Raw genomic sequence first — 25,083 nt, 5'->3', positions numbered from 1 at the left:
AGGAGAAAACATGTCTTTAGATTATTGGAGAAATATAGAAGGGACATACCCATATCAGACAGCAAAAACAATTGAAGATGAGTATGGAAAAGATGATAGCGAGCATAATCCATTGAATCTCTTATCGCTTGAAAAAGAGCTCATCACAATACGCCGGCATCTGCACCAATACCCCGAGCTGTCAAAAGAAGAATTTGAAACAACCGATTTTATTGCAAAATGCCTTGGAGAAAAGGGTATACCAATTCGTCCTACATCATTAAAAACAGGTGTATTCGCAGATATAGCAGGGGAGTCAGAAGGTCCGGCCATTGCTTTGAGGGCTGATATTGACGCGCTGCCAATCGAAGAAAAAACAGGGTTGCCCTATGCATCTAAAAAGAAAGGAATCATGCATGCGTGCGGCCATGATTTTCACACGGCAGCGCTTCTTGGTGCGGCCTTTTTGCTAAAGGAAAATCAAGATAGCCTGAAAGGAAAGGTTCGTTTGTTATTCCAGCCGGCTGAGGAATCAGGCGCAGGCGCTGCAAAAGTGATAGCGGATGGCCAATTGGATGGCATTGAAGCCGTTATCGGTCTTCACAGCAAACCCGATATACCGGTTGGCGCTGTAGGGTTAAAAACAGGCCCTCTTATGGCTGCTGTTGACCGATTTAAAGTAGCGATACAAGGAAAAGGCGCTCATGCAGCATTGCCGCATAATGGTTTTGATCCTATTGTCGGCGCCTCTCAGCTTATCGTTGCCCTGCAAACGATTGTAAGCAGAAATGTAAATCCGCTAAAAAGCGCGATTGTAACTGTAGCAAAAATCGAAGGCGGCAGCACATGGAACGTCATCCCCGATACAGCGGTGATCGAAGGCACTGTTCGAACATTTGATTCAGAGGTTCGGGAACAAGTGAAGCAGCGTTTTCTGGCTGTTGCAGAGCAGATTTCTTCTGCTTTTTCTTTGAAGGCGAATGTGAAGTGGATTTCCGGACCGCCGCCGCTTTGTAATGATACAGCAATAACTGAAATCGTAAGAGCTGCTGCTCATAAAGCTCAGCTTCAGGTCATTTCACCCGACCCATCCACTGCCGGGGAGGATTTTGCTTACTATTTGGAGCATATTCCCGGATCCTTTGCTTTTTTTGGAACAGGCGGTGACCATGATTGGCATCACCCGGCATTTACAATTGATGAAACTGCCATTATAAAAGCCTCTTATTTTTTATATGAAAGCGCTAAGAGATTATTAGGATAATGAACGCAGGAATGAAGAGTCAGAGATGGTTTGCTTTGAGAAAATATTCGATTGATACAGACGAGGTGTGCTGATGAAGAAATTAATTGTTTTTGCATTTATAGGCTTGTTATCGCAGTTAATAGACGGTTCGTTAGGTATGGCTTATGGTGTTACCTCAACTTCGCTGTTATTAGCTTTCAGCATAACGCCTGCTGTTGCTTCGGCTTCTGTCCATTTAGCGGAAGTCGTCACGACTGCCGCATCAGGAGTGTCACATATTAAATTTGGAAATGTTGACAAACAAACTGTTTATCAGCTTGTCATTCCCGGTTCAATAGGTGCTTTTTTAGGCGCTGCATTTCTCAGCCATTTACCCGGAGATGTGGCGAAACCCTATATTTCTTTGTTTCTGCTCCTGCTGGGCGGATATGTATTGATAAGATTTTTATTTCAATACAAGCCTGCACTTGAGAAAAAACATGTGCCGTTAAGCAGAAAACAATCCATTCCCTTAGGAGTGATCGCCGCTTTTGCAGATGCCACAGGAGGAGGTGGCTGGGGCCCCGTCACCACTCCGATTTTATTATCCCGAAAAGGCCTGAGTCCGAGGAAAGTAGTAGGAACTGTAGATACTAGTGAGTTTGCCATCGCAGTATCTGCAACTGTCGGTTTTCTTGTTTCATTGGGATGGGAGGATGTCAATTGGTTATGGGTGTGTTCGTTAATGGCTGGCGGAATTATCGCGGCCCCTATCGCAGCATGGCTCGTACAGAAATTTCACCCGCAATTGATGGGTGTGCTGGTAGGAGGATTTATTATATTAGTAAATGCGAGAACATTGATAAATGAATGGATCGAAAACACAGCTGTTTATCCATTTATCTATACGGCGATAGGAGCAATATGGCTGTTTGCTGTTTTATTTGTTTTATCTAAAATAGGGAATAAAAAGATTGTAAAAGCAGCAGTTGACATCAATATAAAAGAAAAATAAAGACATTGTTTTTATAGATGTGAAAGGAAACACGAAGGTCAGGCGCTTGCGGGAAGTCTGAATGATGGGTTCGTCCTTCAGCACCCAACAGCACACTGCGCTGTAAGAAGCCGGGCAGGCTTCCTTTTTATTTTCCTGCCTCATTGCGAATCAATCATCCGAGCCCTTATAATAAAAGCAGAAGACTGTCCCTTAGAGGTGAAAGGTTTGGCAACTAAGCATGAACAAATTTTAACATATATTGATTCGCTGCCTGTCGGTGAAAAAATTTCTGTGCGGAGAATCGCAAAGGAAATGAAAGTAAGTGAAGGCACGGCGTACAGAGCCATCAAGGAAGCAGAGAATAAAGGCTTTGTCAGTACGATTGAACGTGTCGGAACAATCAGAATTGAACAAAAGAAAAAAGAAAATATCGAAAAGCTTACATATGCAGAGGTTGTAAACGTCATAGACGGACAAGTGCTCGGAGGTCGGGCCGGACTCCATAAGACATTAAATAAATTTGTCATAGGCGCAATGGAGCTGGACGCGATGATGCGGTACACGGCAGCCGGGAATCTTTTGATTGTCGGAAATCGAATCAATGCACATAGACAGGCGCTTGAGGCAGGCGCCGCTGTACTTGTAACGGGCGGATTTAACACAGATGACAGCATCGTGCAGCTGGCAGACGAGCTTGAGCTGCCGATTTTATCCACGAGCTATGACACCTTTACAGTTGCCGCTATGATTAACCGGGCGATTTATGACCAGCTGATCAAAAAAGAAATCGTTCTGGTGGAGGACATTTTAACGCCCGCTGACCGTACGATATATCTTTCACCCAAGGATAAACTTGAAAAATGGTACGAGAAAAATTTTGAAACGGGCCATGGGCGTTTCCCGGTTGTCGACGAACAAATGAAAATCCACGGGATCTTGACTTCGAAAGATATCGCAGGTCACGACCGGAATGCACCCATTGAAAAAGTCATGACAAAAAATCCGGTTACGGTTATTGGGAAAACGTCTGTCGCCTCAGCGGCGCAAATGATGGTGTGGGAAGGGATCGAAGTGCTTCCCGTCACTGACGGACACCAAAAACTGATTGGCATGATCAGCCGCCAAGACGTGCTGAAAGCTCTTCAAATGATTCAAAAGCAGCCTCAAGTCGGGGAAAAGCTTGATGATATCGTCTCAAGAGGATTTAAAGATGAGGATGAGGATAAACAGGATCAAACGGTTTATCAGTATGAAGTAACACCGCAAATGACAAATCAGCTGGGGACGATTTCTTATGGCGTGTTTACGACCATTTTGACGCAAGCGGCCAATCGGTTTTTGCGCTCGAAAAAACGCGGCGAACTAGTGATAGAAAGCATCACCATTTTCTTTTTGAAGCCTGTGCAGATGGAGTCGGTCATCGAAGTCAAGCCGCGCATTTTAGAGGCTGGAAGAAAGTTCGGAAAAATGGAAGTTGAAGTGCACAGCCAAGGCCATATCGTGTCTAAAGCAATGCTGATGGTTCAGCTGATGGAAAGAAGCTAAGGGACGTCTCAGGCGCCCCTTACGCGTGATCTCTTTCAGCTTCTTTGGCGTGAAGGGGATTGTAATGGCTGTAGGCTTTATAACCTGCCCATGCGCTTCCGGCTCCGATGACGATAAAGATGCCGCCGATTACTAACGTTAATACTGAATGGAATAATATCATTTGATTGAGTCCGTAAAACAGCACCAGCGATCCTAATGCCATGCTAGATTTTGCTGAAAAGATTTCTTTTTCCAAAGATTGCTTTGCCCGTACGCCTTTTACTTTATAGTACACATAAAAGCAGGCTGAAAGCCCAATCAAAAAAACAAGAACCAGCATAAATGAAATCCTCCATCGTAAAAGTTTACAAACCCATTTTATACAAAAACGGGCTTGGTTTTGACGTTATTTTTCTTTTCCGTCGGCAGAGAATGTGATTTAATGAAAAAAAACAATAAAGGAGTATCAAATGAAAACAGAATTGATCAGAACCATATCATTATATGACACGATTATCTTACATAGACATGTGCGCCCTGACCCGGATGCCTACGGATCTCAGTGCGGACTTACGGAAATCCTGCGTGAAACGTATCCTGAAAAAAATATTTTTGCGGTCGGCACACCGGAACCGTCCCTTTCTTTCTTATATACCCTCGATGAGGTGGACGATGAAACATATAAAGGCGCCCTTGTGATCGTCTGCGATACGGCAAATCAGGAAAGAATCGACGATCAGCGTTATTTATCAGGCGCCAAACTAATGAAAATCGACCACCATCCGAACGAAGATCCTTACGGCGATCTTCTGTGGGTCGATACGAATGCCAGCTCAGTAAGTGAAATGATTTATGAGCTGTATTTAGAAGGAAAAGAGCACGGCTGGAAGCTGAATACAAAAGCCGCCGAGCTGATCTATGCCGGCATTGTCAGTGATACCGGACGCTTCTTATTTCCCAATACAACGGAAAAAACATTAAAATATGCAGGTGAGCTCATTAAGTATCCGTTCTCTTCTTCAGAGCTGTTTAATCAATTGTATGAAACAAAACTGAATGTGGTGAAGCTTAACGGCTATATCTTTCAAAATGTGTCTTTGTCTGAAAATGGCGCTGCTTCTGTTTTCATCAAAAAGGATACTCTTGAAAGGTTCGGCACAACGGCTTCTGAAGCGTCGCAGCTTGTCGGGACGCTTGGAAATATCTCAGGTATTCGCGCATGGGTGTTTTTCATAGAAGAAGACGATCAAATCAGAGTCAGATTCCGTTCAAAGGGGCCTGTTATTAACGGACTCGCCCGGAAATATAACGGCGGAGGGCATCCTCTGGCTTCAGGCGCCTCCATTTACAGCTGGGATAAAGCGGAACAGATTTTAGCTGATCTGGAGACGTTATGTAAAGAACACAAGTAGAGGGGAGACCCTCTCTCTTAGTGTTCATCTGTGACGGGGATGAACCAGCAGCCGAACTCAGTAAGGTCCTCGTAGACTTGGAGATTGTGAGATTGAAGTTCTTTTTTGATGAGGGAAGCGAGTGAGTTTGTTTCGGCATATGCAGAAAAACCTTGTCTGAGTCGGGCTGCTTGATCTTTTGCTAATTGACGGTCACTGTAAACCTCCATTTCCCTTCCTCCTCCTTTCGCTATTAAGCCTCATTTATAGTTTATAAAAAAGAATGGGAAAAAGCGACAGAAGTTTGAAAAATTTAAAAAAATTCCATATTTACGTCGCGAATGATATTTCGATTTCTACCGAAAGCCTTGTGTAAATAATTAATTCCTTGACGGCTGCCTCATATTTTTTTTCATTGATCGTATAGACTTTATTTTCAATTGTCCGTTTTAAAAGCTCCTTCGTTTTATAGACGCTTTCTATATCCTTTGTAATGACCTCTGAAATATCATCCTTCACATGCTCCTCGAATTTTGTTTTATCAGGCTGCGAAATTTTATATTTTTCTCCATTCAGCAATTTGACATCGACGCTTTGAATAAGCAGTTTTCTTTTATTGTCTTCATTTAGTTTGTGGAGGTCTTCCTGATAGATGGAAATTTGGTCGTTCAAGTCTTTGACGTGCTCTTTTTGTTTTTCGATGAGGGAAACCTGCTCCTCCTGGAATGTTCCGTATGTAAACAGGAAAAAAAACCAGCTGATCACGGCTCCGCACATCATACCTGCAAAAAAACGCTGCCATCCCGGTTTCTTGTAATGCTGCGGCACTCTCATGAAGAAATATGCTCCTGCGTCAGCCATGAAATGATAAGCCAGCCGCTTTGCGCCCCGCCCATGGCCGATATAATGAGAAGAATCTGCTTGAATAAATCTCTCGTATTGCCTTCAAGAATACCCCGTTCAAAGCTGTATACCGCATCGAATGTACCGCCGATAGCGGCGACCAGCGCCCATATTTTTAATCTGTTCGCAAGCTTTGTAATGACCGTAAGCGGGGCTTCGCCTGCCAAATATGCTCCAAGGCCTCCGATGAGTGCGCCTCCGATCAGCACCCCTAATGCAATAAAATAACTGTTGATAAAATTTACCATAAAACCAGCTTCCTGATCCATCTTGATCACCTCACCTTTTATATCATATTGAGCATTCGGGACAAGTATGATGACGACTCGAAAAAGAACATTTGTTTCTTTTGAAAACCCGACTTATAATGAAGAAAGAAATGGATCGTAATGGAGAAAGAGGTGATAGCATGTCTTTTGTTCACCTGCAAGTGCATAGCGGGTACAGCCTGCTAAACAGCGCCGCGGCTGTGGAAGAGCTCGTCAGTGAAGCTGACAGGCTCGGATATGCGTCTTTGGCGCTGACAGATGATCATGTCATGTACGGAGCTATTCAATTTTATAAAGCATGCAAGGCGAGGGGGATCAACCCGATTATCGGCTTGACGGCTTCTGTTTTCACAGATGATGACGAGCTCGAAGCCTACCCTCTCGTCCTGCTGGCAAAATCAAATACAGGCTATCAAAACCTGCTGAAAATCAGCAGCGTCCTGCAATCGAAATCAAAAAACGGCCTGAAGCCAAAATGGCTTAACAGCTATCGCGAAGGCATTATTGCGATCACCCCCGGCGAAAAGGGCTATATTGAAATGCTGCTTGAAGAAGGGCTGTTTGACCAGGCCGCTCAAGCAGCGCTTCATTTTCAGTCTATATTCGGAAAAGGTGCTTTTTATTTATCCTTTCAGCCGTTTAAAGAAAATAAATTCTTATCTGAGCAAATCCTCCGGCTGTCTGAAGAAACGGGAATTCCGGTCACGGCGACAGGCGATGTTCATTATATAAGGAAAGAAGATCAGGCTGCCTATCGCTGTTTGAAAGCGATAAAGTCAGGTGAAAAACTCACTGAGGCATCAAATGAAGAGATGCCGGATCTCGACTTGAAATCCATTGATGAAATGCGTGTTATATACCAAGAGCATCCTGAGGCATTGCAAGCATCTGTTGAGATTGCAGAACAATGCCGGGTTGACGTCAGTCTGGGACAGACCCGCCTGCCATCATTTCCGACTCCAGACGGTACATCCGCGGATGATTATTTGACGGATGTTTGTATGACAGGGCTTCGCAGCCGCTTCGATACACCAGATGAACAGTATATTCGACGTCTTCAATATGAACTTGATGTCATCAAGCGGATGAAGTTCAGCGATTATTTTCTGATCGTATGGGATTTTATGAAGCACGCCCATGAAAAAGGGATTGTGACAGGACCGGGAAGGGGTTCTGCGGCGGGATCGCTCGTGGCTTATGTCCTCTATATCACGGACGTTGATCCGATCAAGCATCACCTGCTGTTTGAAAGGTTTTTAAACCCGGAACGAATCAGTATGCCGGATATTGATATCGACTTTCCGGATACAAGAAGGGACGAGGTCATTCAATACGTTCAGCAGAAATACGGCGCAATGCACGTCGCCCAGATTATTACCTTCGGGACGCTGGCGGCAAAAGCGGCGCTTCGGGACGTCGGAAGGGTATTCGGTGTAAGCCCGAAGGAAGCGGATCAGCTTGCGAAGCTCATTCCTTCAAGGCCGGGCATGACCTTGGATGATGCGAGAAAGCAATCGCCGGAGCTGAATAAGCGACTCAGTGAGTCAAGTCTGCTTCAGCAAGTGTTTACGATTGCCAGAAAAATAGAAGGTCTTCCGAGACATACGTCAACCCACGCGGCCGGCGTTGTCTTAAGTGAGGAACCGTTAACTGATGTTGTCCCGCTTCAGGAAGGACATGAAGGGATCTATTTAACGCAATACGCGATGGATCACCTCGAAGATCTGGGCCTTTTGAAAATGGATTTCTTGGGCTTGCGCAACCTGACACTCATCGAGTCCATCACTTCAATGATTGAAAAAGAAAAAAATATTAAAATAGATCTTTCGAGTATTTCTTATCAAGACGAAAAAACATTCTCTCTGCTGTCAAAAGGGGATACGACAGGGATTTTCCAGCTTGAATCCTCAGGAATGAGAAGTGTTTTGAAAAGGCTTAAGCCTTCAGGATTAGAAGATATTGTCGCGGTAAACGCACTGTACCGGCCCGGTCCGATGGAAAATATTCCGTTATTTATCGACCGTAAACACGGGCGCGTGCCGGTTCATTATCCCCATGAAGATTTAAGAGGGATATTGGAAGATACGTATGGCGTCATCGTTTATCAGGAGCAAATTATGGTGATTGCTTCGCGTATGGCAGGATTTTCTTTAGGCGAGGCGGACCTGCTCAGACGTGCAGTCAGCAAAAAAAAGAAAGACATTCTTGACCGAGAGCGGAGCCATTTTGTTGAAGGGTGCTTAAAAAAGGAGTATTCTGTAGACACTGCAAATGAAGTCTACGATTTAATCGTCAAATTCGCAAACTATGGCTTCAACAGAAGCCATGCGGTGGCATACAGCATGATCGGCTGCCAGCTTGCGTATTTGAAGGCTCATTATCCTTTATATTTTATGTGCGGACTGCTTACAAGCGTCATTGGCAATGAGGATAAAATAGCTCAATATCTTTACGAAGCGAAGGGGAGCGGGATTCGTATCCTTCCTCCGTCAGTGAACAAAAGCAGCTATCCGTTTACAGTTGAAGACGGAGCTGTCAGGTACAGCCTCCGTGCGATAAAAAGTGTAGGCATCTCAGCAGTCAAAGATATATATAAAGCAAGAAAAGAGAAACCATTTGAAGATCTTTTCGATTTCTGCTTTCGCGTGCCGTCAAAAAGCGTAAATCGCAAAACGCTTGAAGCACTCATATTTTCTGGTGCAATGGACGAATTCGATCAAAACCGGGCTACGCTGCTCGCATCGATTGACGTTGCGTTAGAGCATGCCGAGCTATTCGCCGCGGACGATGACCAAATGGGATTGTTTTTAGAAGAATCGTTCTCCATTAAACCGAAGTACGTGGAAACCGAGGAGCTTCCGCTTGTGGATATTCTTGCATTTGAAAAAGAAACGCTCGGTATTTATTTTTCAAATCATCCGCTCTCTGCCTTTCGAAACCAGCTGACAGCGCGAGGAGCGGTACCCATTCAGCAGGCTCAGCAGGCTGTTAAAAAGCAGGTTTCACTCGGTGTCCTGCTGTCGAAAATCAAAACGATTCGGACAAAAACAGGTCAAAACATGGCGTTTTTAACGTTAAGTGATGAGACCGGCGAAATGGAAGCCGTTGTGTTCCCTGAACAATTCAGACAGCTTTCCCCGGTTTTAAGAGAGGGCGCTCTATTGTTTACAGCAGGGAAATGTGAAATCAGGCAGGAAAAAGTCCAGTTTATTATGTCCAGAGCGGAATTGCTGGAAAATATGAATGCTGAAAAAGCGCCATCGGTTTATATGAAGATAGAAAGCAGTCAGCACAGTCAGGAGATCCTGACAAAGATCAAGCGCATTTTGCTGGAGCATAAGGGGGAAACCGGCGTTTATCTCTATTATGAAAGGCAAAAACAGACGATAAAGCTTCCTGAGGCGTTCCATATCGATGCGGATCACCAGGTGTTATACCGCTTAAAAGAGCTGTTAGGTCAAAAAAACGTCGTTTTAAAACAGTGGTAACCATTCGCTTTTTGTTATACAATTGGAGCAATTATGTTACTCTGTTTAAATATTCTGATAGATCTACTCCGCAGAATGCAGCAATCAATGCAGCAGCATACGAATCAAAAAATTCCATTAAGGAGTGTTTAGGAGAATGTCATTAAGAGAAGAAGCATTACATCTGCATAAAGTGAACCAGGGGAAGCTCGAATCCAAATCTAAAGTAGAGGTTAAAAATGCGAAAGATTTAAGCCTTGCTTATTCCCCGGGTGTAGCAGAACCATGTAAGGATATTCATGAAGACATTAACAAAGTATATGATTATACAATGAAGGGGAACATGGTAGCAGTTGTGACAGACGGTACAGCTGTGCTCGGCCTTGGAAATATCGGCCCTGAAGCAGCACTTCCTGTTATGGAAGGTAAAGCCGTTCTTTTCAAAAGCTTTGCCGGCGTAGACGCGTTCCCAATTGCTTTGGGCACAAATGATGTTGATAAAATCATCGAAACCGTTAAATTGCTTGAACCGACATTTGGCGGTGTCAATCTTGAAGATATCGCGGCGCCAAACTGCTTCATCATTGAAGAGCGTCTGAAAAAAGAAACGAACATCCCGGTTTTCCATGACGATCAGCACGGCACAGCGATTGTAACAGTAGCTGGCCTTGTAAACGCGCTGAAATTGTCTGGAAAATCCATGTCTTCCATTAAAGTTGTGGCTAACGGCGCCGGTGCTGCAGGTATTGCGATCATTAAGCTTCTTTACCATTTCGGCGTGCGCGACATCGTGATGTGCGATTCAAAAGGAGCCATTTATGAAGGGCGTCCGAACGGTATGAACGATGTTAAAAACGAAGTGGCAAAATTCACAAACCAAGACCGTAAAGACGGCTCTTTGGAAGATGTGATCGCTGGTGCTGACGTATTTATCGGTGTGTCTGTCGAAGGTGCGCTAACAAAAGAAATGGTACAAAGCATGGCGAAAGATCCGATCATTTTCGCAATGGCAAACCCGAATCCGGAAATTATGCCGGAAGATGCGCGTGAAGCTGGAGCAAGCGTTATCGGAACAGGCCGTTCAGATTTCCCGAACCAAGTAAACAATGTGCTTGCCTTCCCGGGAATTTTCCGTGGAGCGCTTGACGTGCGCGCCACTCACATTAACGAAGAAATGAAGATTGCAGCGGTTGAAGCCATTGCTTCACTAGTATCAGACGATGAGCTTAGCCCAGAGTACGTAATCCCTGCACCGTTTGATAAACGTGTTGCGCCTGCTGTGGCTAAGGCTGTGGCGAAAGCGGCGATGGAAACAGGTGTGGCAAGAATTACTGTAGATCCTGAAGAAGTTGCAGAAAAAACCAGAAAACTTACGATTATTGGCGAATAATTTTAATTCATTCCAAAAATGGCAGCGCGTTGGCGGAGACCGGCGCGCTGTTCTCAAGTTAAACTTGCGGCTGAAATTTTTTTGGGGTCAGGACTTAAAAAAATTTCAGCCGAGTTTAACATGATTTTTGAATACGTTACCAACCTTACTGGTTCAACGATTTATTAGGTTTATCATGAGTCTGTCCGCACGCGTCTGCGGATAAAAAGTTGTCGAATTGAGGATGACAGCGTTTGACAAAAAAAGTACAATAGTTTCGGTAAAGTTATTAGCAAGTCTATCTGTCTGGATGGCATGCGGTGAAGAGAACCCTTCACAAAAGGGAGGTAATCATTTGTTAAAGGATATATTCACTAAAAAGAAAAAGTATGCTTCCGTACCGTCAGATCAAGCGAAGCACGATGTTCCGGAAGGCATTATGACAAAATGTCCTAAGTGTAAAAAAATCATGCTCACTAAAGAGTTGGATAAAAATATGCGGGTATGCATGAACTGCGATTATCATTTCCCAATGAATGCAAAACAGCGTATCGAAAGCTTGATGGATGAACAGTCCTTTGAGGAATTCAATCAGGGGATGTTATCGGAAAACCCGCTCGGTTTCCCGGGTTATCTGGAAAAGCTTGAAAAAGATCGCGAGAAAACATCCTTAAACGAGGCTGTTGTCACAGGCAAGGGCACCATCGGGGGATTTCCTGCTGTTGTCGCGGTAATGGATTCTTCATTCCGTATGGGCAGCATGGGCTCTGTCGTCGGTGAAAAAATCACGCTTGCGATTGAAAAAGCAAAAGCGGATAAAGTTCCGTTTATTATTTTTACTGCTTCCGGCGGTGCAAGGATGCAGGAAGGCATATTAAGCCTTATGCAAATGGCAAAGACAAGCTCTGCCTTAAAATTATTCAGTGAGGAACAGGGTCTCATTATCTCAGTCATGACGCATCCCACTACCGGCGGGGTATCGGCAAGCTTTGCTTCTCTTGGCGATTATAATTTCGCGGAGCCCGGCGCGCTGATCGGTTTTGCCGGAAGAAGGATTATCGAACAGACAATAGGCGAAAAACTGCCGGAGGACTTCCAAACGGCGGAATTCTTATTAAAACATGGACAGCTTGATGCGGTTATTCACCGCGACGACATGAAAAAAACGTTAGAGAATCTGCTGGATATGCATCAAACAGGAGGTGACATTGAGTGGCTGCAAGATTAGAATTTGAAAAACCGGTGATTGAACTGCAAACCAAAATCGCCGAATTGAAAAAATTCACCCAGGATTCGGAAATGGATCTGAGTGCAGAAATCGAACGGCTTGAAGACCGTCTGGCTAAGCTTCAGGATGATATTTATAAAAATCTGAAGCCTTGGGACCGTGTTCAAATCGCACGTCTGCCGGACCGTCCGACAACACTTGATTATATTCATTACCTGTTTACAGACTTTTTTGAATGTCACGGAGACAGAGCGTACGGAGACGATGAAGCCATTGTCGGCGGTATTGCCAAGTTTCACGGCCTGCCTGTGACAGTTATCGGTCATCAGCGCGGAAAAGACACGAAGGAAAACCTGGTCCGCAACTTTGGAATGCCTCATCCTGAGGGCTATCGTAAAGCGCTTCGTCTGATGAAACAGGCTGATAAATTTAACAGACCGATTATCTGTTTTATTGATACGAAGGGGGCATACCCTGGACGAGCAGCTGAAGAAAGAGGACAAAGCGAAGCAATCGCCAAAAACCTGTTTGAAATGGCCGGCCTTAGAGTGCCTGTTGTTTGTATCGTCATCGGCGAAGGCGGAAGCGGCGGAGCTCTAGGTTTAGGTGTGGGCAACCACTTGCATATGCTGGAAAACTCTACTTATTCTGTTATTTCTCCGGAAGGTGCTGCGGCACTCTTATGGAAGGACTCCAGTCTTGCCAAAAAAGCGGCGGAAACAATGAAAATCACTGCGCCTGACTTAAAAGAATTAGGTATTATAGATCATATGATAAAAGAAGTAAAAGGCGGAGCGCACCACGATATTAAGCTGCAGGCAAGCTACATGGATGAAACCCTTAAACAATCGTTAAAGACTTTGCTGAAGCTGAATGAAGAAGAATTAATTCAGCAGCGCTATGAAAAATACAAAGCAATTGGGAAAGTATCGATTGAAGATCAATATATCGGGGTAAACTAAATAAACGTGAAGCCTTTGGCTCACGTTTATTTTTTGTGACATTCCTTAAATTTTATTTAAAAACAATTTATTTAATTGTATAATAGGTAAGGTTTCATAGGGAGGATGGAGATCCCTTTTCATTGTTTTTAGGGCAATGATCATGTTATGTTTTAATCATATATGTTTGCTGAGGTGAATGGAGAATGAAACGTATAGGGGTATTGACGAGCGGCGGGGATTCCCCGGGAATGAATGCAGCAGTTCGCGCAGTTGTCAGAAAAGCGATTTATCATGACGTTGAAGTTTACGGCATTTATAACGGATACTCAGGATTGATCAGCGGAAAGATTGAAAAGCTAGAGCTCGGTTCTGTAGGTGATATTATTCATCGCGGAGGAACAAAGCTTTATACAGCAAGATGTCCTGAATTCAAAACGGTTGAAGGCCGTGAAAAAGGGATCGAAAACTTGAAGAAGCTGGGTATCGAAGGGCTTGTCGTTATCGGCGGAGACGGCTCATACATGGGTGCGAAGAAATTAACGGAGCACGGGTTTCCATGTGTAGGTGTACCGGGTACAATTGATAATGACATTCCGGGTACTGATTTTACAATCGGTTTCGACACAGCTTTAAATACAGTAATTGACGCAATTGATAAGATTCGCGATACAGCGACTTCTCATGAACGTACATATGTGATCGAAGTGATGGGCCGCCACGCCGGTGATATTGCATTATGGGCCGGACTTGCAGGCGGTGCGGAATCAATCTTGATCCCTGAGGCTGATTACGACATGCACGAAATCATTGCCCGGCTAAAACGCGGTCATGAGCGCGGGAAGAAACACAGTATTATTATCGTTGCCGAAGGGGTAGGCAGCGGTGTTGAATTCGGGAAACGCATTGAAGAAGAAACAAATCTTGAAACTAGGGTATCTGTATTAGGCCATATCCAGCGCGGCGGTTCCCCAAGTGCTGCTGACCGTGTTCTGGCAAGCCGACTTGGCGCGTATGCGGTTGAACTGCTGCTTGAAGGAAAAGGCGGACGCTGTGTAGGTATACAAAACAATAAGCTTGTAGACCATGATATTATAGAAATACTGGATCAAAAACACACAGTTGAGCAAAACATGTATCAGCTTTCAAAAGAACTGTCTATTTAAGAATGCAGCAGAAGGCTGAAGATTTCAGAAGGAAGTGAACGAATTGAGAAAAACAAAAATTGTTTGTACCATCGGTCCGGCAAGTGAAAGTATTGAAATGCTTACGAAATTAATGGAGTCAGGAATGAATGTGGCTCGTTTGAATTTTTCTCACGGAGATTTTGAGGAGCACGGAGCACGTATTAAAAATATCCGCGAAGCGAGCAAAAAGCTCGGCAAAAACGTCGGAATCCTGCTTGATACAAAAGGCCCTGAAATCCGTACACATACAATGGAAAACGGTGCTATTGAGCTTGAAACAGGCAAAGAGCTTATCGTTTCAATGGACGAGGTAGTTGGAACAACTGATAAGATTTCAGTAACGTATGAAGGTTTAGTAGAGGACGTTGAAAAAGGCTCAACGATTCTTTTAGATGACGGGCTTATCGGTCTTGAGGTACTTGAAGTGAATGCCGCTAAACGCGAAATCAAAACAAAAGTACTAAACAACGGAACACTGAAAAACAAAAAAGGCGTTAACGTGCCGGGTGTCAGCGTCAACCTTCCTGGTATTACTGAGAAGGACGCGAGAGATATCGTTTTCGGTATTGAGCAAGGAGTAGATTTCATCGCTGCGTCTTTTGTACGCCGTTCTACTGACGTGCTTGAAATCCGTGAACTTCTTGAGGAGCATAATGCTCAGGATATTCAAATTATCCCTAAAATTGAAAACCAAGAAGGCGTAGACAACATTGATTCTATTCTCGAAGTGTCTGACGGCTTAATGGTTGCGCGCGGAGACTTAGGTGTGGAAATCCCGGCTGAAGAAGTGCCGCTCGTGCAAAAAGACCTGATTAAAAAATGCAACGCACTGGGCAAACCGGTTATTACAGCGACACAAATGCTTGACAGCATGCAGCGCAACCCGCGTCCGACTCGTGCGGAAGCGAGTGACGTCGCAAACGCAATTTTCGACGGCACAGATGCGATCATGCTTTCTGGTGAAACAGCTGCCGGAAACTACCCGGTTGAAGCGGTTCAAACGATGCACAACATCGCATCCCGTTCTGAAGAGGCGCTGAATTACAAAGAGATTCTTTCAAAGCGCAGAGACCAGGTAGGCATGACGATTACTGATGCAATCGGCCAATCTGTTGCACATACAGCCATTAACTTGAATGCTACTGCGATTGTAACGCCGACTGAAAGCGGCCATACAGCGCGTATGATTGCAAAATACCGCCCGCAGGCACCGATTGTCGCTGTGACTGTAAATGATTCTGTTTCCAGAAAACTCGCTCTTGTATCCGGCGTTTTCGCAGAAAGCGGTCAAAATGCAAGCTCAACTGATGAGATGCTGGAAGACGCTGTGCAAAAATCATTACACAGCGGAATTGTAAAAAATGGTGACCTGATCGTCATTACAGCAGGTACTGTCGGTGAGTCAGGAACAACGAACTTGATGAAAGTTTATACTGTCGGTGATATCATCGCTAAAGGCCAAGGTATCGGCCGCAAATCAGCTTACGGTCCGGTTGTCATTGCACAAAACGCAAAAGAAGCCGAACAAAAAATGACTGACGGCGCTGTTTTGGTGACAACTAGCACTGACCGTGACATGATCGCGTCTCTTGAAAAAGCGTCTGCCCTTATTACAGAAGAAGGCGGCTTGACAAGCCATGCTGCAGTAGTCGGATTAAGCCTCGGCATTCCGGTTATTGTTGGTTTGGAAAATGCGACATCCATTTTGACAGAAGGCCAGGATATTACGGTTGACGCTTCTAGAGGGGCAGTCTACCAAGGCCGTGCAAGTGTACTTTAATCACATCTGAAAATGGGAAGGGAGCGTATTCCCTTCCTTTTCTCTATTTGGCACTATTTTTGAACGAAGGCGTTTTACACATGTGGGGGGCTGGAGATGAGGTTTTTATTTTTGCTTTTTATTGTGTTTCCGGCAATTGAAATCGGCATATTTCTATTTTCGGGCAAGCTGATCGGTATTCTTCCGACGGTTCTTTTGATGATTCTGACCGGGATCATTGGGGCAGCAGCTGCCAAAAAACAAGGAACTGAAGTTTACTTCAAGGTTCAGCGTGACCTTCAATATGGCAAGATGCCTGGTGAAGCGATTGCTGACGGCCTGTGCATCTTTATTGGCGGCCTTTTGCTGATGCTTCCAGGCTTTTTATCAGATCTGGCCGGCGCATGCCTGCTTATCCCGTTCACCCGCAGCTGGTGTAAGCCGATCCTGTTCAAATGGCTGAGAGGCATGTCGAAGAACAAGCGGATCATTATAAAATAAAAACGGCAGCCTGCATCATGGGCTGCTGTTTTATTTTTGCTGGACAGTGATGTAGGACCATATTTCCTTTAAGGCACCTGTTGTAATAAAAGCCTGGATGACAACGAGAACGGCAGGACCGGCAATCAGTCCTAAAAATCCGAACAATTTAAAGCCGGCAAAGAGGGAAATGAGTGTTGCCAGCGGATCGATTCCGATTGATTTACTTAATATTTTCGGCTCTGTCAGCTGCCGCTGAACGAGTACGACAAGGTACAGCACACCAATTCCAATTGCTTGAGGAAGCTGGCCTGTAATCGATAAATACAAAATCCACGGCACGAAGACGGATCCTGCTCCTAAATAAGGGAGAAGGTCGACTAGCCCAATTAAAAAAGCAATCGTTGCTGCATGCTCAACCTTTAAGAGAGAAAGACCGATGAATACAATGACCATCGTAAGGAATACAAGAACAGCCTGCGCTTTAATGAAACCGGTCATTGCTTTTTTTAACTCGCTGCTGATCGCCTTTCCGTTTGCTGTTATTCGATCCGGCAGCATTGAAACGAGCATCGCTTTCAGCTTGTGCCAGTCCTTTGTCATGAAAAATGTAGCAAGAAGTGAAAATATCAAAACAGCCGCGGTATTCGGAAGCAGCGCGAAAAACTTCGGGATCATTTCAAGAATGTGAGACAGCAGCAGTCCTGCGTTTTTGGCAGCGGAATCTCCAAGTGTCTGAATGTGAGTGACGATGGAAGCCTGCTGGTTGGTCTCCAATTCATGAAATAAAACGGTCAGTTCGTGATAGAGCGGCTGGATATGAGTGGTAAACAGTTTTTCACAATAAGAGATAAATGTGCTGATATGCGGGGGAAGGGTTTTTGCAAGATATGCAGTCCCTGTTACGATTTCTGCTACCACAATGGTCAGCACACCGAACGCCGCGAGCAGAAAAAAGGCAAGCACGCCGATGACATTTAAAGTTCGCGGGAATCCGGTCACCTTGTCCAAGTAGTCTACAACAGGGTGAATCGCTGTTGAAAGAATAAGGGCAATGAGGAACGGATATGTTAACGGAAACGAATAATAAACAGCGGCTGCTGATCCGGCTGTAAGCGACACGACAAAGAGGGTTCGGAAAAAAATAGTGATATAGGATTGATTCACAAAAACGATCCTCCTCTCGTCAGCATGTCCTATTGTTATGTTTATTCACGGTACGGCTGTATATGAATACATTCATCTTAAAGGAGGGATGACGCGTGTTTACACAAGCGAATTTATTTTTAATATTACTCTTGGCTATTGCACTTATCGCAAAAAATCAATCGCTGCTTTTTGCTGTATCCGTCCTTTTGATCATTAAAATCGTGGGACTTGACCAAAAATTTTTTCCGACTATCCAGTCAAAAGGCATCAACTGGGGCGTGACCGTCATCACAATTGCTGTTCTTGTTCCAATCGCCACAGGAGAGATTGGATTTAAACAGCTTGGTGAGGCAATGCGTTCTTCTTACGCATGGATTGCATTGGGGGCGGGAATTGCCGTTGCGCTGATTGCCAAAAATGGCCTGACCCTGCTGGAAAACGATCCTCACATCACCACTGCTCTTGTCATCGGTACCATTCTCGCAGTCGCGCTTTTCGGAGGAGTCGCAGTGGGTCCGCTGATCGGAGCGGGGATTGCTTATATCGCGATGCAGCTCGTAAAACTGTTCACTTCATGAAAAAAGCGGCTTGCTGCCGCTTTTTTTTAATGCCAAAAACCCGCAAATAAAGGCGTTTTTTCGGGAAAATCATAGAATGAAAAAAAAAATTATAGGTAAACATTTAACAAATGTCTGATTATTGTTTATAATAGGAATAGGCACAAACTTAAAAAAGCTTATAAGAATTTGTTATGTTCTTTCATAAGCAAAGGGTTTCAGCACCAGCAGGCAGTAAAATGTAAGCATTTTCTTTTGGGGGGAGAAATACTTACAACGTGCTTTTTAAGTTAGCCTCATGTTTTTACAACACTCTTAAAGGGGAAATTTATTGAAAAGGAGATGTTATATATGACAGCGACACGCGGTCTTGAAGGGGTTGTAGCAACAACATCATCTGTTAGTTCGATTATTGATGATACCCTTACATATGTGGGGTATGATATCGATGATTTGACAGAGAATGCGAGCTTTGAAGAAATCATTTACTTGCTTTGGCACTTAAGGCTGCCAAACAAAAAAGAGCTTGATGAGTTAAAACAGCAGTTAGCAAAAGAAGCTGCCGTTCCGCAAGAAATTATTGAGCACTTCAAATCTTATTCCCTCGAAAATGTTCATCCCATGGCTGCTCTTCGGACAGCGATTTCTTTACTAGGCCTGCTTGACAGCGAGGCTGATACCATGAACCCGGAAGCCAACTACAGAAAGGCGATCCGCCTTCAGGCAAAGGTGCCTGGTCTGGTTGCAGCGTTTTCCAGAATCCGCAAGGGTCTTGAACCCGTTGAGCCAAGAGAAGACTACGGCATTGCCGAGAATTTTCTCTACACATTAAATGGAGAAGAGCCTTCACCGATTGAGGTTGAAGCCTTCAATAAAGCACTGATTTTACATGCCGATCACGAGCTGAACGCGTCAACGTTTACAGCGAGGGTCTGTGTGGCAACACTTTCGGATATCTACTCAGGAATTACTGCAGCGATCGGCGCACTGAAGGGCCCGCTTCACGGCGGTGCAAACGAAGGCGTCATGAAAATGCTGACAGAGATCGGCGAAGTGGAGAATGTCGAGCCTTTCGTTCGCGCCAAGATGGAAAAGAAAGAAAAAATAATGGGATTCGGCCATCGCGTTTATAAGCATGGCGATCCGCGCGCCAAACATTTAAAAGAAATGAGCAAACGTCTGACCAACCTGACCGGCGAAAGCAAATGGTATGACATGTCGATTCGCATCGAAGAAATCGTGACATCAGAAAAAAAGCTTCCGCCTAACGTTGATTTCTATTCCGCTTCTGTTTATCACAGCCTCGGAATAGACCATGACCTGTTCACACCGATTTTTGCTGTAAGCAGAATGTCAGGCTGGCTCGCTCATATCCTTGAGCAGTATGACAATAACCGCCTGATCCGCCCGCGTGCAGATTACACAGGCCCTGACAAACAAACTTTTGTTCCGATTGAAGAAAGAGCCTAAAGAACCATGGGAGGCTGGCTTATGTTAATGAAGTTAGCCTCTTGTTCAGAACATCAAAGATGGTTTACACTTTAGAATGTTAAGAAAAATCATTTTGTTTTCTATATAAGAAAAATAAAATGTTTTCTAAATATGAATTACATACTGGGAGGTTTTTATTGTGGCACAAGGTGAAAAAATTACAGTCTCTAATGGAGTATTAAACGTACCAAACAACCCGATTATCCCGTTTATTGAAGGAGACGGAACCGGTCCTGATATTTGGAATGCGGCTTCAAAAGTTTTGGAAGCCGCAGTAGAAAAAGCATATAAAGGTGAAAAGAAAATTACGTGGAAAGAAGTTTATGCCGGAGAAAAGGCTTATAATAAAACAGGTGAGTGGCTTCCTGCTGAAACATTAGATGTTATCCGCGAATATTTCATCGCGATTAAAGGCCCGTTAACGACACCTGTCGGCGGCGGTATCCGTTCTTTGAACGTAGCGCTCAGACAAGAGCTTGACCTATTCGTTTGCTTGAGACCGGTAAGATATTTTACTGGAGTGCCGTCACCCGTAAAACGTCCTGAGGATACTGACATGGTCATCTTCCGTGAAAATACAGAAGATATTTACGCAGGCATCGAGTACGCAAAAGGCTCTGAAGAAGTGCAAAAGCTCATCAGCTTCCTGCAAAATGAATTGAATGTTAACAAAATCCGTTTCCCTGAAACATCAGGTATCGGCATTAAGCCTGTTTCTGAAGAAGGAACAAGCCGTCTGGTCAGAGCGGCAATTGAATATGCGATTGAGCACGGCCGCAAGTCTGTAACGCTTGTACACAAAGGAAACATCATGAAGTTCACGGAAGGCGCCTTCAAAAACTGGGGCTATGAGCTTGCAGAGAGAGAATACGGCGAAAAAGTCTTCACATGGGCTGAATATGACCGCATTGCTGAAAAAGACGGAAAAGACGCCGCTAATAAAGCGCAAAGCGAAGCAGAAGCAGCAGGCAAAATCATTATCAAAGACAGCATTGCTGATATTTTCCTTCAGCAGATTCTGACACGTCCAAGTGAATTTGATGTTGTGGCAACAATGAACCTTAACGGAGACTATATTTCTGACGCTCTTGCGGCGCAAGTAGGCGGAATCGGTATTGCTCCTGGGGCGAACATCAACTACGAAACAGGACATGCGATTTTCGAGGCGACACACGGAACGGCTCCTAAATACGCCGGACTTGATAAAGTAAACCCATCTTCAGTTATTCTTTCAGGTGTGCTGCTGCTTGAGCATTTAGGATGGAATGAAGCGGCTGATTTAATCATTAAATCTATGGAAAAAACAATCGCTTCTAAAGTCGTAACTTACGATTTTGCCAGATTAATGGACGGCGCGACTGAAGTTAAATGTTCAGAGTTCGGAGAAGAACTGATTAAAAACATGGACTAAGCAAGGAAACAGCCTAAAATTAGCCATAAAGGAGAAGAGAGACATGGGAAATACTCGTAAAAAAGTTTCTGTTATCGGAGCAGGTTTTACCGGAGCGACAACAGCTTTCTTAACCGCTCAAAAAGAGCTGGCGGACGTTGTTCTCGTTGATATCCCTCAATTGGAGAACCCGACGAAAGGAAAAGCCCTTGATATGCTGGAAGCCAGCCCGGTTCAAGGCTTTGACGCGAAAATTACGGGTACATCTAATTATGAGGATACGGCGGGTTCTGACATTGTTGTCATTACAGCCGGTATTGCAAGAAAACCTGGTATGAGCAGGGATGATCTAGTCTCTACAAACGAAAAAATTATGAGAAGTGTCACACGAGAAATCGTGAAATATTCTCCTGACTCTATCATTGTGGTTTTGACAAACCCTGTTGATGCAATGACATACGCAGTATATAAAGAGTCTGGCTTCCCGAAAGAGCGCGTGATCGGCCAATCAGGTGTGCTTGATACGGCAAGATTCAGAACGTTTGTGGCGGAGGAATTAAACTTGTCAGTGAAAGATGTGACTGGTTTTGTTCTCGGCGGACACGGTGACGATATGGTGCCGCTTGTACGTTATTCTTATGCTGGCGGTATCCCGCTTGAAACCCTCATTCCAAAAGACCGGATTGACGCAATTGTGGAGCGCACAAGAAAAGGCGGCGGCGAGATCGTGAATCTCTTAGGAAACGGAAGCGCGTATTATGCGCCTGCGGCTTCACTGACAGAAATGATCGAAGCAATCTTAAAAGATCAGCGCCGCGTCCTTCCTACAATTGCTTATCTTGAAGGAGAATACGGCTATGAAGGCATCTACCTTGGTGTTCCTACAATTGTCGGCGGAAACGGGCTTGAACAAATCATTGAGCTTGAATTGACAGAATACGAGAAAGAACAGCTGAATAAATCAGTTGAATCTGTCAAAAATGTGATGAAAGTATTATCCTAAAATAAAAAGAGAAAGGCTGGTTTAATCGAAGCCTTTCTCTTTTTATTACAAAATGAAAGCGCTTCCTCCTATTCCTCAGCTGCCTCTTGTATTTTTCTTTTAAAATGATGTAAAAGGCGAATTGTCGGAATGTCCGGCTTTCGTTAAAATAAAATCATGAAACATGGTAAGATGACATAAAATAGAGAAATAGGATGTCGGGGAATTAAGATACTGGAGGCACAGCATGAACAAGAAAATTTTAGTTGTGGATGATGAAGAATCTATCGTTACACTTTTGCAGTACAATTTGGAGCGATCAGGCTATGAGGTTATTACTGCTTCGGATGGAGAAGAAGCACTCAAAAGGGCGGAAACAGAAAATCCTGATTTAATTGTGCTTGATGTGATGCTTCCAAAGCTGGATGGAATTGAAGTATGCAAGCAGCTGAGACAGCAAAAACTCATGTTTCCTATTTTAATGCTGACAGCGAAGGATGAAGAATTTGACAAAGTATTAGGGCTTGAGCTTGGTGCTGATGATTATATGACCAAGCCGTTCAGCCCTCGAGAAGTCAATGCAAGAGTAAAAGCTATTTTAAGGCGTTCTGAAATGGCTGCGCCCTCTAGTGATATGAAAAACGAGGAAACAGAAGGACAAATTGTTATCGGCGATTTGAAGATTCTGCCCGATCATTATGAAGCTTATTTTAAAGAAAATCAGCTTGAGCTGACACCGAAAGAATTTGAGCTGCTATTGTATTTAGGCAGACATAAAGGAAGAGTGCTGACGAGAGATTTGCTTTTAAGTGCTGTCTGGAATTACGATTTTGCCGGAGATACGAGAATTGTTGATGTGCATATCAGCCATCTTCGAGACAAAATTGAAACGAATACAAAAAAACCGATCTATATTAAAACCATTAGGGGATTGGGGTATAAATTGGAGGAGCCAAAAATGAATGATTAAATATCGTGTGCGCCTTTTTTCTGTGCTCGTTGTCTGTATGATTGTGGTGTTTAGTGTACTCGGGCTGTTTTTACAGCAGCTCTTTGAATCTTCTGATCAAAAAAAATCGGAGGAACACATTGAAAAGGAAGCCAAATACATGGCTTCGCTGCTTGATGCCGGCAACCTGAATGACCAGGCAAATGAGAAAGTCATTAAAGATGCAGGCAGTGCGCTTGATGTAGAAGCGTCCGTGATCGATACAGAAGGAAAGGTGCTGTACGGGTCTGACGGCAGAGCGGAGGATTCTTCACAGATTCAGGCGCTTGTCTCCGGTCATGAGGGAGTTCTCGCGAAAGAGGAGAACATGTTTTATTATGGGCTTTCGCTTAGGAGCAAAGGTGAAAAAACAGGGTATGTGCTGCTTACTTCCCGTGAAGAAAGCTCGGGTCTGAATGGCGAGATGTGGGGCATGCTGACAGCCAGTCTTTGTACCGCTTTTATTATTATTGTTTTCTTTTATTCTAATATGACCTCTCGCTACAAAAGATCTATTGAAGCAGCCACAAACATGGCAACAGAGCTGTCCAAGGGGAATTACGATGCCCGTACATACGGCGGTTATATCAGGCGTTCTGACAAGCTTGGCCGGGCCATGAACAGCCTTGCCGTTGATCTGATGGAAATGACGAGGACGCAGGAAATGCAGCGCGACCGCCTGCTGACTGTCATTGAAAACATCGGCTCCGGGCTGATTATGATTGATGGAAGAGGTTTTATCAATCTCGTCAACAGGTCTTACGCGAAGCAGTTTCATGTCAATCCGAATCAGATGCTGCGCCGTCTTTATCATGATGCATTTGAACATGAAGAAGTGATCCAGCTTGTCGAAGAGATTTTTATGACTGAGACGAAGAAATGCAAGCTATTAAGGCTTCCGATCAAAATTGAAAGGCGTTATTTTGAAGTGGACGGCGTTCCTATTATGGGGCCGGATGATGAATGGAAAGGGATCGTGCTCGTTTTTCATGACATGACGGAAACGAAAAAATTAGAGCAGATGAGAAAAGATTTTGTGGCCAATGTTTCCCACGAGCTGAAAACGCCGATTACATCGATCAAAGGGTTTACGGAAACGCTATTAGACGGGGCAATGGAGGACAAAGAGGCGCTTTCAGAATTTCTCTCGATTATTTTAAAGGAAAGCAAAAGGCTTCAGTCATTGGTGCAGGATTTGCTTGATCTTTCTAAGATTGAGCAGCAAAACTTTACGCTCAGCATCGAAACGTTCGATGCAGCGAAAATGCTGGCTGATATTGAAACGCTACTTAAGCATAAAGCGACGGAGAGAGGTATCTCTTTACAGCTGAACGTTCCGAAAGACCCTCTCTATGTAGCGGGCGACCCGTACCGGCTGAAACAGGTGTTTTTAAATCTCGTAAACAATGCATTAACCTATACACCGGAGAAGGGTTCGGTAGCTATCAATGTCAAACCGGGAGAAACAGAAATTCAAATTGAAGTTTCCGATACCGGGATTGGCATTCAGAAAGAAGAAATTCCCCGCATCTTTGAACGGTTTTACCGCGTTGATAAAGACAGAAGCAGAAACTCAGGCGGGACCGGTCTCGGTCTTGCGATTGTAAAGCATTTAATAGAGGCTCATGAAGGCAAAATCGATGTGACAAGCGAGCCGGGCAGAGGCACTGTGTTTACAGTGACGCTGAAGCGGGCTGCTGAAAAGCCTGTTTAATGTTTACAAAGCTTTAACAATATCTTCATGCACTGTTAAACCTATGCTGGTAGGATGTAGTAGAACCCCTTCATCCAAGGAGCCAATTTT

Annotated in this window: 22 protein-coding genes; 17 read left to right on the top strand and 5 right to left on the bottom strand. The window is 44.3% G+C overall.

The features are described from left to right. The first annotated feature begins 10 nt into the window (after positions 1-10). From WA325_RS06560 to WA325_RS06550, 3 genes are all read left to right on the top strand, one after another. Positions 11-1,243: an amidohydrolase gene (locus WA325_RS06560; RefSeq protein ID WP_336183347.1), complete on the top strand. Its 1,233-nt coding sequence runs from the start codon at positions 11-13 to the stop codon at positions 1,241-1,243. Between the two features lie 73 nt (positions 1,244-1,316). Then, complete coding sequence (locus WA325_RS06555) at positions 1,317-2,219, top strand: sulfite exporter TauE/SafE family protein (RefSeq protein ID WP_336183346.1); 903 nt, start codon at positions 1,317-1,319, stop codon at positions 2,217-2,219. A 207-nt stretch (positions 2,220-2,426) separates the two neighbouring features. After that, complete coding sequence (locus WA325_RS06550) at positions 2,427-3,746, top strand: CBS domain-containing protein (RefSeq protein WP_044153858.1); 1,320 nt, start codon at positions 2,427-2,429, stop codon at positions 3,744-3,746. 19 nt (positions 3,747-3,765) lie between these two features. Here the strand turns inward: WA325_RS06550 and WA325_RS06545 are convergent, their stop codons facing one another. Next, positions 3,766-4,068 carry a YtpI family protein gene (locus WA325_RS06545; RefSeq protein ID WP_024122467.1) on the bottom strand — a complete coding sequence of 101 codons (303 nt, stop codon included), beginning with the start codon at positions 4,066-4,068 and terminating at the stop codon, positions 3,766-3,768. A 130-nt stretch (positions 4,069-4,198) separates the two neighbouring features. Between WA325_RS06545 and nrnA the strand changes: the two genes are divergently transcribed. Beyond that, entirely contained in the window at positions 4,199-5,140 is a 942-nt protein-coding gene (nrnA, locus tag WA325_RS06540; RefSeq protein ID WP_105953416.1) for a bifunctional oligoribonuclease/PAP phosphatase NrnA, read from the top strand. A 17-nt stretch (positions 5,141-5,157) separates the two neighbouring features. Here the strand turns inward: nrnA and WA325_RS06535 are convergent, their stop codons facing one another. The 3 genes from WA325_RS06535 to ytrH all read right to left on the bottom strand — a co-directional run bounded on the left by WA325_RS06535 (position 5,158) and on the right by ytrH (position 6,291). Next, a complete protein-coding gene (locus WA325_RS06535) occupies positions 5,158-5,349 on the bottom strand; it encodes a hypothetical protein (RefSeq protein ID WP_010335284.1) in 192 nt (63 codons plus the stop codon). A 100-nt stretch (positions 5,350-5,449) separates the two neighbouring features. Next, positions 5,450-5,953: a sporulation membrane protein YtrI gene (gene ytrI / locus WA325_RS06530; RefSeq protein WP_024122465.1), complete on the bottom strand. Its 504-nt coding sequence runs from the start codon at positions 5,951-5,953 to the stop codon at positions 5,450-5,452. Then, a complete protein-coding gene (gene ytrH, locus WA325_RS06525; RefSeq protein WP_024122464.1) occupies positions 5,950-6,291 on the bottom strand; it encodes a sporulation membrane protein YtrH in 342 nt (113 codons plus the stop codon). Before ytrH ends, ytrI begins: the two co-directional genes overlap by 4 nt. 140 nt (positions 6,292-6,431) lie before the next feature. Here ytrH and dnaE point away from each other — a divergent pair, with 140 nt between their 5' ends. The 7 genes from dnaE (at position 6,432) to WA325_RS06490 (ending at position 16,743) form a co-directional block, all read left to right on the top strand. Then, complete coding sequence (gene dnaE, locus WA325_RS06520) at positions 6,432-9,779, top strand: DNA polymerase III subunit alpha (protein ID WP_336183344.1); 3,348 nt, start codon at positions 6,432-6,434, stop codon at positions 9,777-9,779. Positions 9,780-9,915: 136 nt separating this feature from the next. Continuing rightward, complete coding sequence (gene maeB / locus WA325_RS06515) at positions 9,916-11,148, top strand: NADP-dependent malic enzyme (protein ID WP_095714225.1); 1,233 nt, start codon at positions 9,916-9,918, stop codon at positions 11,146-11,148. Between the two features lie 334 nt (positions 11,149-11,482). Next, positions 11,483-12,355, top strand: coding sequence for an acetyl-CoA carboxylase, carboxyltransferase subunit beta (gene accD / locus WA325_RS06510; protein ID WP_044153863.1), 873 nt, complete (start codon positions 11,483-11,485; stop codon positions 12,353-12,355). After that, a complete protein-coding gene (gene accA / locus WA325_RS06505; RefSeq protein ID WP_024122460.1) occupies positions 12,340-13,317 on the top strand; it encodes an acetyl-CoA carboxylase carboxyl transferase subunit alpha in 978 nt (325 codons plus the stop codon). Before accD ends, accA begins: the two co-directional genes overlap by 16 nt. Positions 13,318-13,502: 185 nt before the next feature. Then, complete coding sequence (gene pfkA, locus WA325_RS06500; protein ID WP_024122459.1) at positions 13,503-14,462, top strand: 6-phosphofructokinase; 960 nt, start codon at positions 13,503-13,505, stop codon at positions 14,460-14,462. Positions 14,463-14,505: 43 nt separating this feature from the next. Beyond that, positions 14,506-16,263 carry a pyruvate kinase gene (pyk, locus tag WA325_RS06495; RefSeq protein WP_105953418.1) on the top strand — a complete coding sequence of 586 codons (1,758 nt, stop codon included), beginning with the start codon at positions 14,506-14,508 and terminating at the stop codon, positions 16,261-16,263. A 96-nt stretch (positions 16,264-16,359) separates the two neighbouring features. Beyond that, on the top strand, positions 16,360-16,743 hold the full coding sequence (locus tag WA325_RS06490; protein ID WP_024122457.1) for an FxsA family protein: 384 nt from the start codon (positions 16,360-16,362) through the stop codon (positions 16,741-16,743). Positions 16,744-16,773: 30 nt separating this feature from the next. On the opposite strand, the gene ytvI is transcribed toward WA325_RS06490, so the two are convergent. Further along, positions 16,774-17,889: a sporulation integral membrane protein YtvI gene (ytvI, locus tag WA325_RS06485; RefSeq protein ID WP_336183342.1), complete on the bottom strand. Its 1,116-nt coding sequence runs from the start codon at positions 17,887-17,889 to the stop codon at positions 16,774-16,776. A gap of 95 nt (positions 17,890-17,984) precedes the next feature. On the opposite strand from ytvI, the gene WA325_RS06480 reads away from it, so the two are divergent. The 6 genes from WA325_RS06480 to pnpS all read left to right on the top strand — a co-directional run bounded on the left by WA325_RS06480 (position 17,985) and on the right by pnpS (position 24,993). After that, entirely contained in the window at positions 17,985-18,449 is a 465-nt protein-coding gene (locus WA325_RS06480; RefSeq protein WP_010335274.1) for a DUF441 domain-containing protein, read from the top strand. 330 nt (positions 18,450-18,779) lie between these two features. Next, positions 18,780-19,898 carry a citrate synthase gene (citZ, locus tag WA325_RS06475; RefSeq protein WP_010335272.1) on the top strand — a complete coding sequence of 373 codons (1,119 nt, stop codon included), beginning with the start codon at positions 18,780-18,782 and terminating at the stop codon, positions 19,896-19,898. A 160-nt stretch (positions 19,899-20,058) separates the two neighbouring features. Then, positions 20,059-21,330, top strand: coding sequence for an NADP-dependent isocitrate dehydrogenase (gene icd / locus WA325_RS06470; RefSeq protein ID WP_024122455.1), 1,272 nt, complete (start codon positions 20,059-20,061; stop codon positions 21,328-21,330). A gap of 43 nt (positions 21,331-21,373) precedes the next feature. Beyond that, positions 21,374-22,312: a malate dehydrogenase gene (gene mdh, locus WA325_RS06465; protein ID WP_010335270.1), complete on the top strand. Its 939-nt coding sequence runs from the start codon at positions 21,374-21,376 to the stop codon at positions 22,310-22,312. 226 nt (positions 22,313-22,538) lie between these two features. After that, complete coding sequence (gene phoP, locus WA325_RS06460; RefSeq protein ID WP_105953420.1) at positions 22,539-23,261, top strand: two-component system response regulator PhoP; 723 nt, start codon at positions 22,539-22,541, stop codon at positions 23,259-23,261. Then, complete coding sequence (gene pnpS, locus WA325_RS06455; RefSeq protein ID WP_336183341.1) at positions 23,254-24,993, top strand: two-component system histidine kinase PnpS; 1,740 nt, start codon at positions 23,254-23,256, stop codon at positions 24,991-24,993. The genes phoP and pnpS overlap by 8 nt, the downstream gene beginning before the upstream one ends. Positions 24,994-25,083: the final 90 nt, after the last annotated feature.

The organism is Bacillus sp. 205(2023) (genome assembly GCF_037027485.1).
Classification (GTDB): domain Bacteria; phylum Bacillota; class Bacilli; order Bacillales; family Bacillaceae; genus Bacillus; species Bacillus halotolerans.
Note: the sequence above shows the minus strand (reverse complement) of the source record. Positions and strands in the feature narration are given on the sequence as shown.